Below are 16,531 nucleotides of genomic sequence, written 5' to 3' on the forward strand. Positions count from 1 at the left end.
TGGAAAAAAGTGCTTAAAGTTATCGCACTTTAATACACAAAACTGCCTGAATTGCGCTAAAACGATTAATCGCTGTAGCTAAGCTTTTGTTACCGAGTCACTTTTTGCCATCATAGCGCGGCCAAGTAATACAACACCGACAATTAAAAATGGCACACTTAACCACTGCCCCGCTGTCATCAAGGTTTCACTATAAGCAGTTAGGCTGACCTTAACCGATTCAATCGCAAAACGTGCACTAAACACTAACACTAAAAATAGTCCAAATAGGCCACCGTGTTTTTGTTTCAATTGAGATGTACGATACAAGATCACCAGAATAATAAAGATAAACAGGTAAGCTAAGGCTTCATATAACTGCGCCGGATGACGCGGCAGCATATCAATACGTTCAAAAATAATACCCCAGGGTTTATCTGTTGGCTCACCTAGAATTTCTGAGTTGGCAAAGTTGGCCATCCGCACAAAGAAGCCAAAAATGGCCGTGGCAATCGCCAATCTATCAAGTAAAAATAAGAAAGGTAAACCCACTTTGCGCTTGTAATAGTACAAGGCTAAAATTGCCCCTAGTCCGCCGCCATGACTGGCGAGACCACCTTCCCAAATAGCGAATATTTTCATCGGATGGGCTAAGTAGTAACTCGGGTCGTAAAAGGCACAATGCGCTAATCTCGCGCCAACAATAATACCGATAACGCAGTAAACCAAAAAGTTATCGAGTGATTCTAAATCTAAGCCTTCAGCTTGATAGATTTTTTTCATTACCTGAAAACCCGCTGCTATTGCGGTGGCAAATAATGCACCGTACCAATGTACGGTCAACCCCATAAACGACACCAAAACAGGGTCTAAATTCCAAACAAAATGGTCCAACGTATACTCCAAACATCACAATCGATAATGGCGCTCATGCTACGCTGTTTTATCTCGCCCATAAAGCGACTTGAATTATTATTAATTGAATGCCTTTTTAGTGACAAAATCACGTAAAATAACGCTATATGATTTTCACGATGATGAGCCCTATGCCAGATTTGCCTCAACCAGCTGATACCCCTATCGAATGCCACATTGATATCACACATACCGCTTTGGATGCCGTGACCTTATTGTCACAGCAGTCGGGTTTGTCGAAGCAGGTGATTAAACAGGCAATGCAAAAAGGGGCGGTGTGGCACACCCACGGAAAACAGGTTAATCGTTTACGGCGTGCTAAAAAGGCATTGTCAGTGGGCGATAAAATTCATCTTTATTACAACAGCCATATTTTAGCCGAAGTTCCTGCTGCAGCGCAGTTGATGTTTGACCAAGGTGAATATAGCTTGTGGTACAAACCCTATGGCTTGCGTTGTCAGGCGTCAAAGTGGAGCGACCATACTACGATTAATCGTTATATTGAGCTAAACACTGAGCCGCAACGCAGTGCTTATATTATTCATCGATTAGACCGCGCAGCATCTGGTTTGATTATTATCGGTCACACAAAAAAAGCCACGGCAGCTGTAGCGAAGTTGTTTGAAATACGCCAACTAGATAAGTTTTATCAGGTGATTGTGCATGGCCGTTTTGCTGAAACAACCCAAACAATTGCAACCGATGTTGATGGTAAACCGGCGTTATCCTACGCCACATTGCTGGAATACAATGCCGCGCTTGATCAGTCAAAGGTACGGGTAAAGATAGCCTCTGGTCGTAAGCATCAAATTCGTATTCATATGGCCAGCCTAGGCCATAGCGTAGTTGGCGATCGCTTACACGGTAATGCCCATAGTGACGCGCCTGATTTAAAACTTTGCTGTTGTGAATTTGCGTTTACCTGCCCTGTAACGCATCAGGCTGTCACCTTCAATTTGCCCGAAGCACTTAGGCCGCAATTTGAATAGGGTGGCTTATAAGGTGACTTGAACCGCCAATAGCGATGGCACAACATTAATGGTCTCCAGCATGATAATGGCGTTAATCATTAACGATGTCGCTAAAACTCGCCGTTAATAATGACTGTAAATCAGTTGACGTCATTTGCAGCTCTAACCCTCTTTTACCTGCACTAATATACATGTCTGTTAAACTGGCGGCACTTTGGTGGATAACCGTGGCTAAGCGCTTTTTTTGCCCTAACGGACTCACGCCACCTAATACATATCCTGTTGTGCGCTCAACCTTAGTCGTCTCGGCCATTTGCACTTTTTTCACTTTCAACGCTTTAGCCATCTTTTTGAAATTTAACTGCTGATCTACCGGTAATATTGCCACCGCTAGTTGGTGAGTATCGGTTTCGACCACTAAGGTTTTAAAAACCCATGCAGCAGCCACGTTTAATTTTTCAGCGGCCTCTATACCATAAGAGACCGCCGCAGGATCATGCTGATATTCATGCACGGTAAACTTAAGGCGATGCTTTTTGACTAAGTTAATTGCTGGCGTCATGTGAGATAAAACCTGTTAAAAATAGTAATGAATTAACCTCAACTCAGGCAAAGAGATGAGGTGACTTACAGACGATTAAAGTTATTCTATGCTATAACCCAATATCGCATATACATAATCACGTGCAGGATACATATATGAATCAGCTTTTTACGGCAGTACTTTTCTCGGTGGGTTTAACCAGCCCAATGCTAATGGCTAGCACCTTAACCCTGCCGAGCACGGCAGATATTATTGCCGTTAATGGTCAACCCATTAAAGCAGAGAATACTCTTGATTTAGCTGAGGGCGTTAACCAACTGGCTTTACGTTACACGGGATCATATCGCGACCGTGGCAGTATGGAGCGTTTTGAGTCAGAGGTAGTCATTGTCCGATTTAACGCCGAAAATACATCCTACCAGCTTGTGTTACCCAACATCAGCCAGGCCAAACAGGCCAGCCGTTTTAATCAACAACCCGAGATTGTCATTAACAGTACCAGCGGCCCAATTGCCATTCAAACCGATGTATTAATTAAAAACGGCCTACAACTCGGTCGCAATTACCAGCAGGAACTTGCGGCCTATAATCAAACTCAACAAGGGGCTGCTGTAAGTCAATTTGCCTCGGCTTACGCCGTTGCCGTGCCCGTTGCGCCGGTAAGTATTGCTCCACCACAAGGGGTAACAACACCCACGGTAATATCAGCTGCGACTATTGCACCTGTTTCGCTAGCACCCCCTAGCCCAATTGCCACATCCAAAAGTGTTGTGGAGCCAAAAACCATTGAACAGGATCAAGCTGAGATCCGTGAAATGCTTGATTATTGGTACAGTAAAGCCAATGACAATACCAAGGCCGAGTTTAAACAAAGTATCAACTAAACATTGTGATAGAGAGTTTAAAGCCATAAAAAAAGGAGCTAAATGCTCCTTTTTGGGTGTTAACAGGGGTAGCTAATCAAGGCTTGGTTACATAAACCAAGCACGATAAGACTTGCCCTTTAATTTACCCTTGGTGATTATCGACATCGCTTTTTGCGCGACGTTACGAGATACCGCAACATAGGCGCGAATATCGGTCACTTTAATTTTACCAATATCGTTAAACTCAATACCGTTATCACCCGTTAATGCCCCAACAATATCACCTGGACGAATTTTTTGCTTTTTACCGCCCTCAATTTGAATGGTTTGCATTAGCGCTTGTAGCGGTGCTTTGTTTAATGCACTTAATGGCGGCAAAGTCGCTGCAACGATATCTTTGTTGAGCGCTTCTTCAATCATTGCCATTTTGTAGCCGTCGTTCTCGCCAAAAAAGCTGTAAGCGGCACCATGACTCCCCGCACGACCTGTGCGGCCAATACGGTGAATATGCACTTCACTGTCATAGGCTAAGTGATAGTTAAATACCGCATCTAAAGCATCAATATCTAAACCACGGGCAGCAACGTCGGTCGCCACCAGAATACGCGCACTTTTATTGGCAAACTGCAGTAACATTTGATCGCGATCGCGTTGTTCTAAATCACCATGTAACGCTAATACGCTGAAGCCAAACTCAAGTAATGAATCGGCAACCTGTTGGGTTTCACGCTTGGTATTACAAAATACAACGGCACTTTCTGGTTGCTTATCAAGCAGTAATAAACGCAAGGCTTCTAAGCGACCTTGGTTGTCTTCAATACGGTAAAAATGCTGTTCAATCGTTAAATTGTCGTGGGTAGATTCCACTTTAACCATCACAGGCTTGTACATGATACGCTCAGCAATAGACTGAATTTGCTCTGGGAACGTCGCACTAAATAGCAGTGTTTGGCGCTCATGCGGAGTTTGATCGATAATCGCGTCAATGTGTTCTTGGAAGCCCATTTCCAGCATGCGATCGGCTTCGTCTAATACCAACATATTGACATTGCTGAGGTCCAGGCGGTTACGATCTAAATGATCAATAATACGCCCAGGTGTACCAACAATAATGTGAGCACCGTGTTCAAGCGAGCCAATTTGCGGCCCCATCGGCACGCCGCCACATAATGTCAGCACTTTAACGTTATGAATACCACGGGCTAGAGTACGAATTTCTTTAGCGACCTGATCGGCTAATTCACGGGTGGGACACAGCACCATAGTTTGAATACGAAAACGCTTTACATCCAGCTTGTTGAGTAATCCCAAACCGAAAGCTGCGGTTTTACCAGAGCCAGTTTTTCCTTGGCCTATAACATCATCACCCGCCAAAATTGGCGGCAAACTTTCGGCTTGAATTTGTGTCATAGAGTCATAGCCCATAGTGCTAAGGTTATCTAATAACTCGGGTTTTAAGTTTAATGATGAAAATGCCTGACGGGCAACTTGCGAAGGTGACTGACTCAAGGGAATATCCTGTGCTTAAAGCTAACGGAAAATAATAAGGCCAAAGCAAATGGCTTTGGCCGGAACGCGCTAATTATAGCAATAAACAGTCTACATTACCGCATCATTGTTTTTCGTCACGCTAAAATTTGCACAATTAAACATCAACTCAATGATAACGCACCAAAACGTCCTTGCTGATAATCCTCTATCGCCTGGTTAATTTCAGCTTGGGTGTTCATCACAAAAGGCCCCATGTGCACAATCTGCTCTTTAATCGGAGTTCCTGCCAAAATTAAACACCCTAATCCCGTTACCCCAGCTTGAAATGTTGCTAACATTTGTGGGTTTATACACAGCATAGTGCCAGCTGAAAATGATTTCGTTTCACCGTCAACGTTGACAAATAACGTGCCTTGATACAGGTAAACATTAACCGCCTCAAAGTGGTTTAAGGCCAAATCGACCTGATTATTGGCCGGTAGCGTTAAATCCGCGATGGCGGCATTACCCGCCAACCCTTCAATACTGGTATTGGTGATACTAGAATCACGCATATCGGCAAACTGCCAAGTGCCCGCTAAAGCGGTAAGTGAAGCGCCATTGGCGTGAACAAGCGATGGATTTGGGATCATCGTAGTATCACGATAAATAGCCGGACGCATTTTGTCTTTCGCGGGCATGTTTATCCAGATTTGAAAACCATGTAAGCCTTCATTGGCATCCGCTAGCGGCATTTCTGAATGGATAACGCCACTGCCAGTACTCATCCACTGCACATCGCCTGCACGAATCGCTTTAACATTACCCATGTGATCACGATGTTCAAAACCGCCTTTCATTATATAGGTGAAGGTTTCGATGCCGCGATGGGGATGCGGAGGAAACCCGCCAATGAAATCTTGTTTATCATCAGATTTGATTTCATCTAGCATTAAATAAGGGTCAAAACGTTGCTGGCCAAAATCGGCGACACGCTTAATATTTACGCCATCACCGTCCATCGCTGGTCGCGCCTGAGTCTTACTGATGATATTCATATTGACCTCTAAATAGCCTCACTAACACAACAGTGTATCAGTGTATTGCCTCCACTTTATCGACTATTTAGTTGAAGATAAATTGCATAAAATGCGTAAAAACATTCTATTTATTAGAACACTCAGCATTCCCATAACAGCTTGCGACTTAGGAAATTAATTTTTATATGAGAATAATCTTATACAATTACTTTATAAAACACTCAATATGAGTTGAGTTATGTCGGTTGAGCATGGTGAATTTCAAATATGCCTTGACGGCTGTATCATCAAATCTAAGTTGATAGGTTCATTTAATGAATTCGGAGCAAAATGCTATACCGATGCAGTTATTGAGATCGTCAAAAAATTTGATGGCAAACCCTTTGCTATTTTAGTCAATAACTTAGAATTATTTGGCGGTACGCCAGAAGCATATCAAGTACTTGAACAATATAATATATGGGTTAACCAGCAACACATGTTAGCCAAAGCATTTGTGTTCAATGCCTCTATTTTGGCAACGATAATGAAAAACATGCCACCCTCTATGCAAGCCGACAATATTCAAATGTTTAAAACTTTAGAAGATGCAGAGTCTTGGTTAAAAGAAGTGTTGCTGCAACATGTCGAAATAAGAACCTAATGTCGACTAGGCTAAACCAGATAAACAGCGTATCAGCAAACCTAATCCTGCTTTTTAACCTCTCATCCTATTAGCGTTTTTAGCGCCAGCTCAAGCAGAACTCTTGTTCTGCCAATGCTTATAATGACAATTCTTGTAATGCTAACAGTGCCGCAGAGGCTTTGGCTGATGGAACAAAAATATGGTCGTGATAATAAGCTGCAAAGACATTAGCGCTTATGCCTTTGGCGGTTAGCTTTGCCGACACAGCGGCGGTTAAACCCACGGCCTCTAAACTAGAATGCACGGTTAACGTAATTTGACGAAACGTATTCTCAAACGTTAAACCCGCATTGATCGCGGCCTCCTTTTGAAGCACTAAAGTTAACCCTTCTGACTCCATAAAAGTGGCTATCGGATTTAACGCTAAATAATCACCTAAATGCCCTTGAACTTTACAAAATACACATTCAGTATCAAGTAATTGTGGTTGTATGGTTTGTAAAAGTTTATCGAGTTCGGTAATACCTGACATTGCATTGCCCTTAATTAACAACGATATTGGTTTAGACAATGATTAAGTTTTTTTGAGTATTAACCAAATTGCTCTGATGATGAATAAAAATACCCCTAAAGCCCCCAAAAACACAAACAACATGCTTAGAGGTAAAAAAACGCTTTCAATCAAGACATTTTTTTCATCAAGATATTGATAATAGGTAATTTCAATATAGCCAAAGGCAATGCCAATGATCAATAACAGCCCACTAAACCACAGTAATTTATGCTTCATAATGGCCCCTTGAATAAAGCTTTTTGACATCACCATCATAGTTAGAATTGGAGAGAAAAAATTACTTATCCAATTGATATTACTACATTTAATGTATTGGATATTATTAAGATTTTATAAATTTATTATCCAGAGTGCCGTTATTCACTTCAAAACGGATAAAAATACAAATGAAGCTGAATTAACATCTAACTGTAACGTTGATTACATATTTCCATGTCGTAGCTATACACAACACATTTATTACGGCCATTTTCTTTGGCTTGATAAAGGGCTAAATCTGCTTTTTTACACAATTCTTGAAAACTTTGAAGCGCAAACGCCTGACATTCTGCCACCCCAATACTGACGGTCACCTTGGTAGTACCATTAAATGCCGAACGTTCGATCTCGGTTCGGATCCTTTCAGCTAAATATGAGGCCGTTTCTAGATTGGTATTAGGCACTGTAATAACAAATTCTTCACCACCATAACGACCAACAATATCAATTTTTCTCACACTGCGCTTGATAACCGAGGCGACATTAATAATCCCTTGATCACCAGCATAATGGCCATGTTCATCGTTCAATTGTTTGAAAAAATCGATATCAATCATGATGATGCTGATAGGCTCATCTCTTTTAATCGCCATATAGATAGCTTCATTGGATAACCGTTCTAATGACATGCGGTTATACAATTGACTTAAACCATCCAACTCTGCCAGCTTTTTAGTTTTACACAGCATGTCGAACAATTTAACCAACAACCATAAAATAATGACAAACATAGACACAATGACCAAACGACCATATATGTTTTCAACCACTAGATTTTGCCATTGGTCTTCAGAAAGCTGATAAGCAACGTAAAACTTTCCTTTAATCAAATTAGATAAAATGTAATAACCACCAGAATATTGAGCCAATTTATAATTAACAACCTGTTCATCGAGTTTAAAGCCCACATTCTCTAAGTCTTTAAATGCCTTATTGGCAATCACCTGACCTTTATCAGAAATTAGGCTAATGTCATTATCCAGTGCTGACAAATCAGAATGTAACACTTTATTCAGGTAATCCAACCCCACATCTAATGACACCGCACCTTTAAAAACATCATGATAATAAACTGGAGTGGATACCGAAATCATCAATCCAGCCCCAGCTGCATCATCATACAAATCAGATATCCGAGTCTCTTTATTTGGGTTTTCCTCTGGAGTAGCGATGAGCCAGAAAGGCTTAGAATAATTGTACTCTGTAAAGTGGAACTGCTCTATCGGCACACTTGGGCTCAGTAAAATAAACCCTTTTTGAGAGGTATAATAAGACCATATAAATGGATGACTTTTAGCTGCGATAGGTGCGGATAAATTCAAGCCTAATAGCGCATTGATTTCAGACCACATTTCAGCATCCACATCTTGCATTGAACCTATACCGGTTAAATTGGCTGTCAATGGATGACCGGCAATGGTCTCGTTACCTTGCAAACCAAAAGCATTTAATTCAGGAAAGTTTTTAAATGAAGATATTAATGGATGAGGATTAGATATATCGTGTAAATCGAAATTGAAAATCAGTTGTTCTTTGATGGATTCATTGTAAGCAATGGCCACATCTAACATCTGGCCCACCTCACGCTCATTGTCTTTTAATGTAGAAATAAGCTGCTTTTCAATATTATTTTGACCATGATGATAGACAGTAGCAAGGCCTCCTCCCCAAAGGATAATGATAAGAAAGTAAAAAATTTTCATATCTTACTCTTCGACATAATGTGTTGTGTACCTGCCAATCAATGAACATTCGATTCCAAAATACGACTCAAGTGTGGGGCAATATGTGAAACTTACTGCATTTATCAGATTAGCAGTGATTTACATATCTTGCTGAATACTTACTCTAAAATCTCCACTATTTCATTTTTATATGTGAGGTTAAGCAAGATAATGATTACGGCAGGTTAATGCCTAAGTTTTTTGAGGTAAAAGCGTGTTAATCAAGGTAAGTAGAGCGTGCTAAAACGAACTCAATAGAGCCTGTTTATCTTGACTAATAAAGGATTGTTCAAGATATAAATGAATTAAGCGCAACGAGTTAATTTGTCATCAACGAATATTCGCAACCTGATGTAGGCTTAGCACGCAACTGATTGTGAAAGCGGATGATACTTTGCTACTTATAGGTAATAGTCACCACTTGTAAATAATGATAAATTACACTTATTTTTTATATGCTTACGTTATTTTTTACTGTTATAACCAGAGGTTTTGTTATGGGTATTGCTAAAAAGATATCTCTTGTATTGATAATGTTGCTGGCTTTATCCAGTTGTTCTTTACTCGAAGTAAAATTAGAAAGTGGCATAGAACCACTACCACAAACGCAGCTAAATATGCGCGTGTTTAGCCGAGATTTCAGCCACACCTTTTACAGCGAAGTAGAAACCAGTGCAGACAAAATCATTTTATTAGCATCTAACCCTGAAAGTAACCCCCTCACCACATCTGAGTTTGTGGCATTAAAATCAAATAGTTTAATGTGGAAAATTAACAGCGAACAAGCTTTACAGCGCGCCATATTTCAAGCATCACCAGTATCAGCAATGGTTGATACCTGGGTATTAACCGCCCAGATGAACGCCTTTTTCTCATTGGGCAATGGTCATCAGCTTTTTGGCGAACATCAAGCCATCGCCATCGCCGCAAGTGAGCGTTTACAGGCTAATTTTGAACAGACCATTAAAGGCTTTGTAAAAACAGGGGAGTTTGAACAATATAAACAATTTATCACCCAATATGTTGCTGAACACCCCATTACCGATATTACGTTTACCCGCACATCCGCTTTTAATGCGTGGTTAGCATATCGAAATATCAGCGAATTTGAAGCGATTACAACCTTTGGCTCTGTGCCTGAGGTGATGAGTGACATTTCAGATCGCATGGCAATGTTCGCAGATCAAACGCCTAAGTTATTAACTTGGAAAGCTGAATTGTATGCACTGCATTCCAATATCAGCGCCGATGAATTACAAAAAACCTTAGCCAGTATTAACAACACATCTGCCCGTTTTCAGCAATTAATGGCACAAAGCCCCGAAATGATGGCCAGTTTAGCCAGTGATTTACGCAAAGAGCTAACACCACTGTTAACCCAGTTAAGTGAGTCTACTGATGATAAGTTGGCGCAATTATCCATTGAGCGTCAGGCATTAGAATTAATGGTTAAAAATGAGCGAATAGCGCTAGAAGAAATGATCACCCGCGAGCGCATTGCCGCTGCGGCAAATCTGGATGATATTTCAAAGCATACCGTAGAAGTGGTTTTTAAAGAATTAACCCATACACTAAAAAGCTTGATTCTATACTTTGTGTTATTCCTATTTGTGATCTTTTTTGCACCTTTAGGATTAGGTGTATGGCTAGGTAAGCGAATGGCACTTAAGTCAGAAATGAAAAAATAATCGCAAGATGAGCTGAAAGTCTAACTAGATACTGTTTAACAGAGAAAAGAGCATGGCGGTGAATGATGTGACTAATGAAGCAATGACTTTTCACCATCATCACTATGCCAAATGCTATTTAAGCAATATCGAGTGCATTTGATTTTACATAGAATGACACCTTACACTTAATTGAGCCTGAAGCTCACTGTGCTATTAGCACCTAAGATTTTCTTTTTGTTTTAAGTCTTGTGTAACCAGCTCTTCAATGAGTCCATCTTGTGTTTGATAACGTTCAATAATGCGTTTGATTGTCCGCTTGGTTGTTAAAGATAGCTGTCTTTGTTTTTGATTTGTTTTTTCCCCGGCTAATTAATTTGAACAATTAACATAAGTTTACTGCCATCAGATGCTTGTTAACTGTACAAAATTACACATTTTTTATAAAACAGCTACAATTTATTCACTGCCATCCGGAGTTAACTATTATGTCATACACTGCTGCCATTAATCAGTCCAAAGTAGACGATTCCACCTTTGAGATTGAAACATCAAAAATCATTGTTCCAAATGAAATGTTTGATAACTGGCAACAGACCTTGGATTTACTTTCAGAATTGGCCAACACCCCTGTTTCACTAATCATGCGCGTTCATAAGGCAAGCATCGAAGTATTTGCCTCAAGTCGGACTAATGACAACCCTTATAAAAAACATGATAGCGAAAGTTTAGGGCACGGCCTTTACTGTGAAACCGTGATTAATGAAGCAAAAGAGCTCCATATTCCTAATGCTCTTAAAGACGCACTTTGGAATAACAACCCTGATATAAAACTAGGCATGATCGCCTATTGCGGTTTACCACTTCGTTGGCCAGATCAAAAAGGGACATTTGGAACGATCTGCATGCTTGATAACAAAGAGCATGTTTATAGCGAAAAAATTCGTAGTCTTCTGACGCGTTTTCAAAGCGCGATTGAATCAAATTTGATGACCCTATATCAGCAAACTAAATTACAAATCCAGAATCAAGAGTTAGAAAGAAAAGTACAACTTCGCACTCAAGAGTTAGTTGAACTCAGTGAAAAATTAATAAAAGAAATTGAAAATAGTGCCCTAACTGAAACAACACTTGAATACCACAAAAACTATGACCCACTCACAGGATTACCAAATCGCATCACCCTAATCAATACATTATCTAGCATGCTAGAAAAAGGAAAGCCTAAAGATAAAGTCTCAGTACTGTATCTTGGATTACGTAATTTTAAATCAATTAATGATAGTTATGGTTACTTGATTGGCGATAAAGCACTTTTAATATTAAGTCAGCGTTTACAAAAACTGATTAATAAAAATACCTTTATATCTAGGATTGCAGGCGTCGAATTTGTCATTATTCAAACACATAAATCTTCTAAAAATGCGATATGTTGTAGTAGCTCAGACTTGATCTGACAGTTACCCATTTTTTATGGTGTCTGTCAGCTTAGATTTGAGCTAGATTTTTATCTGCCCAAATCTGTTTCCCATCCAATAATGTTTCAAGTGGCGTTCGACCACAGCACATTTTGCCTTGATGAGTTCGATCATTGTTGTAGTAATTTATCCATGCGTCTAGATCTTTTTGCAACATTTCTAAATTATCGTATAGCTTTTTTCGGAAAGTAACCTGATAAAATTCATTCAAAATTGTCTTATGGAACCGTTCACAAATACCATTCGTTTGCGGTGACATTGCCTTAGTTTTTGTATGATCGATATCATTTATTGCTAGGTATAACTGGTAGTCATGCTGCTCAACTCGCCCGCAGTATTCTGTTCCCCTATCAGTCAATATTCGTAGCATAGGAAGCTCGTGTTGTTCGAAATAAGGCAGAACTTTATCGTTGAGCATATCTGCTGCGGTGATTGGTGTTTTTGTCGTATAGAGCTTGGCAAACGCTACCTTGCTATAAGTATCGACGAAAGTCTGTTGGTAGATCCTACCCACACCTTTTAGGTTACCGACATAGAACGTATCTTGTGAGCCGAGGTAGCCTGGATGATGAGTTTCTATCTCGCCACATGCTTCATCATCATGTTTTTTCTTTTCAAGAGCAGCAACTTGGGCATCGGTTAGTATAATTCCGTCATTGGCGACCTTGTCCTCTAATGCTTTAAGCCGTTTCTTAAAGTTTTCTAGGTTATGGCGAAGCCAAATAGAGCGAACACCACTACCTGACACAAATATCCCCAGCTTACGCAGTTCATTACTGGTTCTATGTTGGCCATGAGCCGGAAAGTCGATAGCATATTTAATTACTGACTGTTCAGTCGCTTCGTCAACTCGATTCTTCAGATTAGGTGTTCTGCGTGTCTTTTCAATTAAGGCGTCAATACCACCATCTTCAACAAGTTCTTGATAGCGATAAAATGTATCTCTAGAGACACCCATTACTTTACATGCTCGAGATACGTTACCCAGCTCTTCAGCTAAATTGAGTAAACCTGCTTTGTGTTTAATGATTGGATTGTTAGTATGCAACATGAGAGTTACCTTTGGTTTTGATTAAAAGATTCGACACCTTTATCAAAACGGGTAACTCTCACTTTTTCAAGTTGAATGTCAGATCAAGTCGAAACTAATACATAGTAGTGCAGTGCTAACATCCGAAGCCTTTGGTACAGCTATTAGGGCTCACTGGCAAACGGAAAATAATCAGCATTGGCTTTTAGATACGCTATTTCAAGAAGATAAGCAGAAAATGTATGATGAGGATGGTGCCAGTATCCTAGCTATTTTAAGGCGTTGGGCATTAAATCTAGTGAAGCTACATCCCGCTAAAACAAGCCAGAACCAGAAATTCAATAGGGCTTGTTGGAGTGATGATTTCAGGGAAGAGATTATTTTTGGCGCTGGTCAAAAAGTGTAATCAGCCCCTGTCAAGTATGGGAATTGCGCAAGCTCCTAATGATGGGATTGAAGCCATTTCGCTTATTCAAAAAGCCAGTGCGGCCATGACGATAAGCAAATCAAATGGATCAAGCCATAGTTTTTTTAACCAACACACTCAACAGAACTTAAATCTACGCTCTCAACTTGAATCACGGTTAATGGATGCATTAAATAAAAATGAGTTAAGCCTTCATTATCAACCGCTAGTTCATCTAAAAACACAAAGAGTTGTTGGTGCAGAGGCATTACTTCGTTGGCATAATCCAGTATTAGGTAATGTCCCTCCTGATAAATTTATTTCTTTAGCAGAACGAAATGGCCAAATTATTGATATAGGTAATTTTGTACTTCACACAGCACTTTCTCAAACGGCTAAATGGTATAAAGCCGTAGAGCATGACTTTAAGATTGCAATTAATATTTCACCATTACAAATCCGTAATCCTCGCTTTCTTGAACACGTTGCAGACTTGCTTAAACTATATCAACTACCAGCTACCGCTTTAGAGCTTGAAATAACTGAAGGTTTATTATTACAAGATGAGCACATAGCTCAGTTTACAATTCAAAAACTACAACAACTTGGGATAAAAATCTCGTTAGATGATTTTGGTACGGGTTATTCATCATTAAGTTACTTACAAAAATACTCATTTAATACCCTAAAAATAGATCGCTGCTTTATAAAAAAACTAGAAGAAAATAAACAAGATAGAGAGCTAACTAAAACCATCATAGCGATAGGTAAAAAACTCAATTTAGAAGTGATTGCAGAAGGTGTTGAAACCGTCAATCAAGATGCCTTTATTCGCAAAGAATGCTGTGATTTGGGTCAAGGTTATTTTTATGGGAAACCAATGACTGCAGAACAATTTGAACGCACTTTTATCCATAAAAAATGCACTTGATCATCGAGTTAACACACCTCATTGAATTAATTGTATGAGCTATAATCCTAGAAAATACTGACTATGAGTAAGCCAAAAGGGCCTTAATAAAGACCCTTAGACACATGGAACAAATTAACTAACCTCAGATCGCAAGAATAAATGCATATTAAACAGCTCTTTGCTGCGCTCACAGCTTTGAATTGGCTTGTAATAGACTCGCTATTAAAGTGTCAATTCACCTTGTTATCAGCACCACATCAAATTTACTATAAGCAATTGAATATTAAGAATATCAATTGCCCCTTAACCCGAGTCGAGGTTAAATACATTTCTAGCTTCGCAGCCCAATACCACGCGATATAAGGTAGTAAGCCAACGTCCATAAGGCGACACAAAAGCCGACCATGATAGCCACCGATAACGGCACGCTGATATCGGCAAAGCCTAAAAAGCCATAGCGGAATACGTTGATCATATACACCACAGGGTTTAACCCTGACACACCTTGCCAAAATTCTGGCAACAATGACAACGAGTAAAACACGCCACCAAGATAGGTTAATGGGGTTAATACAAACGTTGGAATGATACTGATATCGTCAAAGCTTTTGGCAAATACTGCATTAATTAATCCGCCGAGTGAAAATAGCACTGAGGTTAAAAACACCGTTAATATCACCAGACCAACATGATGTAAGCTGATATTAACAAACAACATTGCCACTACAGTCACAATAAGGCCGACACATAAGCCACGGGCCACTCCGCCGCCGACATAGCCGGCTATCATCACATAATGTGGCACGGGTGCGACCATAATTTCTTCTATATTGCCTTGAAACTTAGCGCTATAAAATGATGAGGCCACATTAGAATATGAGTTGGTGATTACTGACATCATAATTAACCCTGGAGCGATAAATTCCATGTAGCTTACGCCACCCATTTCACCAATACGGCTGCCGACTAAGTTACCAAAAATGAGAAAGTATAAGGTCATAGTAATAGCTGGCGGCACTAAGGTTTGCACCCAGATACGGGTGAAGCGATTAATTTCTTTCTTTAAAATACTTCTAAAGGCGACTAAATACAGTGCGTTCATTATTTCGCCCCCTTGGCTTTTTCAACGAGCTCGACAAATAGCTCTTCTAGGCGGTTAGCTTTATTGCGCATTGATAGCACTTCTATGTTGGCAGTGGTTAGCTGGGTAAATAGGCTATTCATGCTTTGATTTTTAGCCACATCAACTTCTAGTGTGTGTGGGTCTATCAAGCGACATGACATGTTTTCCAGCTTAGGTGCGGCGCTGAGATTTTGAGTCAAATCTAAGATAAAGGTTTCAACATTTAACTTACTAAGCAACGACTTCATGCTAGTGCATTCCACTAAACGCCCGGTGTCGATAATACCAATATTACGACACAGCATTTCAGCTTCTTCAAGATAATGGGTGGTGAGAATAATGGTCACGCCCTGGGCATTAATCTGCTTTAAAAAATCCCACATTGAACGGCGCAGCTCAATATCTACCCCGGCTGTGGGTTCATCTAAAATAAGCAGTTTGGGTTCATGCATTAATGCGCGAGCAATCATTAGGCGACGTTTCATGCCGCCCGATAACTCACGTGCCTGCGCATTACGCTTGTGCCATAAATCCAGTTGTGACAGGTATTTTTCAGCACGAACCAACGCAATGTTGCGTGTCACGCCGTAGTAACCAGCCTGGTTAACCACAATTTGCAGCACAGTTTCAAACTGATTAAAGTTAAATTCCTGAGGCACTAAACCAATACACAATTTGGCGCGTTCAAGTTGTTGGTCAATATCAAAGCCAAACACTTTGACGCTGCCTGCGGTTTTTTGCACTAACGAACTAATAATGCCAATAGTGGTCGACTTACCTGCACCGTTAGGGCCTAGCAATGCAAAAAAGTCACCTTGTTTAACCGTTAAACTGAGTGACTTAACGGCTTCAACTCCCCCTTTATAGGTTTTTTGTAGGTTTTCTATCACCAGGGCATCGGTGTGTTCTGTCATGCTAAATTCCTTATTTTATCGAAAAAAACTCCCA

The 16,531-nt window shown here is 40.2% G+C and carries 15 protein-coding genes and 3 pseudogenes; 7 read left to right on the forward strand and 11 right to left on the reverse strand.

Features of this window, described 5'->3' with window-relative positions:
• Window positions 1-78: 78 nt before the first annotated feature.
• Window positions 79-873 (reverse strand): prolipoprotein diacylglyceryl transferase, encoded by a 795-nt coding sequence (gene lgt / locus NE535_RS02145; RefSeq protein WP_261297052.1) that lies wholly within the window; start codon window positions 871-873, stop codon window positions 79-81.
• Window positions 874-1,025: 152 nt separating this feature from the next.
• On the opposite strand from lgt, the gene NE535_RS02150 reads away from it, so the two are divergent.
• Entirely contained in the window at window positions 1,026-1,883 is an 858-nt protein-coding gene (locus NE535_RS02150; RefSeq protein WP_261297053.1) for a pseudouridine synthase family protein, read from the forward strand.
• Between the two features lie 73 nt (window positions 1,884-1,956).
• Here NE535_RS02150 and ybaK read toward each other — a convergent pair whose 3' ends face one another.
• Window positions 1,957-2,427 (reverse strand): Cys-tRNA(Pro) deacylase, encoded by a 471-nt coding sequence (ybaK, locus tag NE535_RS02155; protein ID WP_261297054.1) that lies wholly within the window; start codon window positions 2,425-2,427, stop codon window positions 1,957-1,959.
• A gap of 137 nt (window positions 2,428-2,564) precedes the next feature.
• Here ybaK and NE535_RS02160 point away from each other — a divergent pair, with 137 nt between their 5' ends.
• Entirely contained in the window at window positions 2,565-3,293 is a 729-nt protein-coding gene (locus NE535_RS02160; RefSeq protein WP_261297055.1) for a YccT family protein, read from the forward strand.
• An 87-nt stretch (window positions 3,294-3,380) separates the two neighbouring features.
• On the opposite strand, the gene dbpA is transcribed toward NE535_RS02160, so the two are convergent.
• Window positions 3,381-4,700: an ATP-dependent RNA helicase DbpA gene (dbpA, locus tag NE535_RS02165; RefSeq protein WP_371931118.1), complete on the reverse strand. Its 1,320-nt coding sequence runs from the start codon at window positions 4,698-4,700 to the stop codon at window positions 3,381-3,383.
• A gap of 227 nt (window positions 4,701-4,927) precedes the next feature.
• Window positions 4,928-5,803: a pirin family protein gene (locus NE535_RS02170; protein WP_261297057.1), complete on the reverse strand. Its 876-nt coding sequence runs from the start codon at window positions 5,801-5,803 to the stop codon at window positions 4,928-4,930.
• 220 nt (window positions 5,804-6,023) lie between these two features.
• Between NE535_RS02170 and NE535_RS02175 the strand changes: the two genes are divergently transcribed.
• Window positions 6,024-6,428, forward strand: coding sequence for a hypothetical protein (locus NE535_RS02175; protein WP_261297058.1), 405 nt, complete (start codon window positions 6,024-6,026; stop codon window positions 6,426-6,428).
• Window positions 6,429-6,546: 118 nt separating this feature from the next.
• Here NE535_RS02175 and NE535_RS02180 read toward each other — a convergent pair whose 3' ends face one another.
• The 3 genes from NE535_RS02180 to NE535_RS02190 all read right to left on the reverse strand — a co-directional run bounded on the left by NE535_RS02180 (window position 6,547) and on the right by NE535_RS02190 (window position 8,945).
• On the reverse strand, window positions 6,547-6,942 hold the full coding sequence (locus NE535_RS02180) for an ACT domain-containing protein (RefSeq protein ID WP_261297059.1): 396 nt from the start codon (window positions 6,940-6,942) through the stop codon (window positions 6,547-6,549).
• Between the two features lie 42 nt (window positions 6,943-6,984).
• Window positions 6,985-7,200 carry a hypothetical protein gene (locus NE535_RS02185; RefSeq protein WP_261297060.1) on the reverse strand — a complete coding sequence of 72 codons (216 nt, stop codon included), beginning with the start codon at window positions 7,198-7,200 and terminating at the stop codon, window positions 6,985-6,987.
• 188 nt (window positions 7,201-7,388) lie between these two features.
• Window positions 7,389-8,945, reverse strand: coding sequence for a sensor domain-containing diguanylate cyclase (locus tag NE535_RS02190; RefSeq protein WP_261297061.1), 1,557 nt, complete (start codon window positions 8,943-8,945; stop codon window positions 7,389-7,391).
• A gap of 518 nt (window positions 8,946-9,463) precedes the next feature.
• Between NE535_RS02190 and NE535_RS02195 the strand changes: the two genes are divergently transcribed.
• Entirely contained in the window at window positions 9,464-10,654 is a 1,191-nt protein-coding gene (locus tag NE535_RS02195) for a chemotaxis protein (protein WP_261297062.1), read from the forward strand.
• A gap of 204 nt (window positions 10,655-10,858) precedes the next feature.
• Here the strand turns inward: NE535_RS02195 and NE535_RS18735 are convergent.
• Window positions 10,859-10,954: pseudogene (locus tag NE535_RS18735) on the reverse strand (transposase); the annotation flags it as partial.
• 167 nt (window positions 10,955-11,121) lie between these two features.
• Between NE535_RS18735 and NE535_RS02200 the strand changes: the two are divergent.
• Complete coding sequence (locus NE535_RS02200; RefSeq protein ID WP_261297063.1) at window positions 11,122-12,090, forward strand: sensor domain-containing diguanylate cyclase; 969 nt, start codon at window positions 11,122-11,124, stop codon at window positions 12,088-12,090.
• Between the two features lie 31 nt (window positions 12,091-12,121).
• Here NE535_RS02200 and NE535_RS02205 read toward each other — a convergent pair whose 3' ends face one another.
• A complete protein-coding gene (locus NE535_RS02205) occupies window positions 12,122-13,162 on the reverse strand; it encodes an IS481 family transposase (protein WP_261297064.1) in 1,041 nt (346 codons plus the stop codon).
• A 103-nt stretch (window positions 13,163-13,265) separates the two neighbouring features.
• On the opposite strand from NE535_RS02205, the pseudogene NE535_RS02210 reads away from it, so the two are divergent.
• Together NE535_RS02210 and NE535_RS02215 are read left to right on the forward strand one after the other, a co-directional pair.
• Window positions 13,266-13,547 (forward strand): annotated as a pseudogene (locus tag NE535_RS02210) (ISAs1-like element ISSpu13 family transposase); the annotation flags it as partial.
• A 10-nt stretch (window positions 13,548-13,557) separates the two neighbouring features.
• Window positions 13,558-14,478 (forward strand): annotated as a pseudogene (locus NE535_RS02215) (putative bifunctional diguanylate cyclase/phosphodiesterase); the annotation flags it as partial.
• Window positions 14,479-14,791: 313 nt separating this feature from the next.
• On the opposite strand, the gene NE535_RS02220 reads toward NE535_RS02215, so the two are convergent.
• The gene (locus NE535_RS02220; RefSeq protein WP_226413527.1) at window positions 14,792-15,562 is read right to left on the reverse strand and encodes an ABC transporter permease; all 771 of its coding nucleotides are present in this window, start codon (window positions 15,560-15,562) and stop codon (window positions 14,792-14,794) included.
• A complete protein-coding gene (locus tag NE535_RS02225; RefSeq protein ID WP_261297065.1) occupies window positions 15,562-16,497 on the reverse strand; it encodes an ABC transporter ATP-binding protein in 936 nt (311 codons plus the stop codon). The genes NE535_RS02220 and NE535_RS02225 overlap by 1 nt, the downstream gene beginning before the upstream one ends.
• Window positions 16,498-16,531 lie beyond the last annotated feature (34 nt).

Origin of the sequence: Shewanella holmiensis (genome assembly GCF_025370255.1) — a bacterium.
Taxonomy (GTDB): Bacteria; Pseudomonadota; Gammaproteobacteria; order Enterobacterales; family Shewanellaceae; genus Shewanella; species Shewanella holmiensis.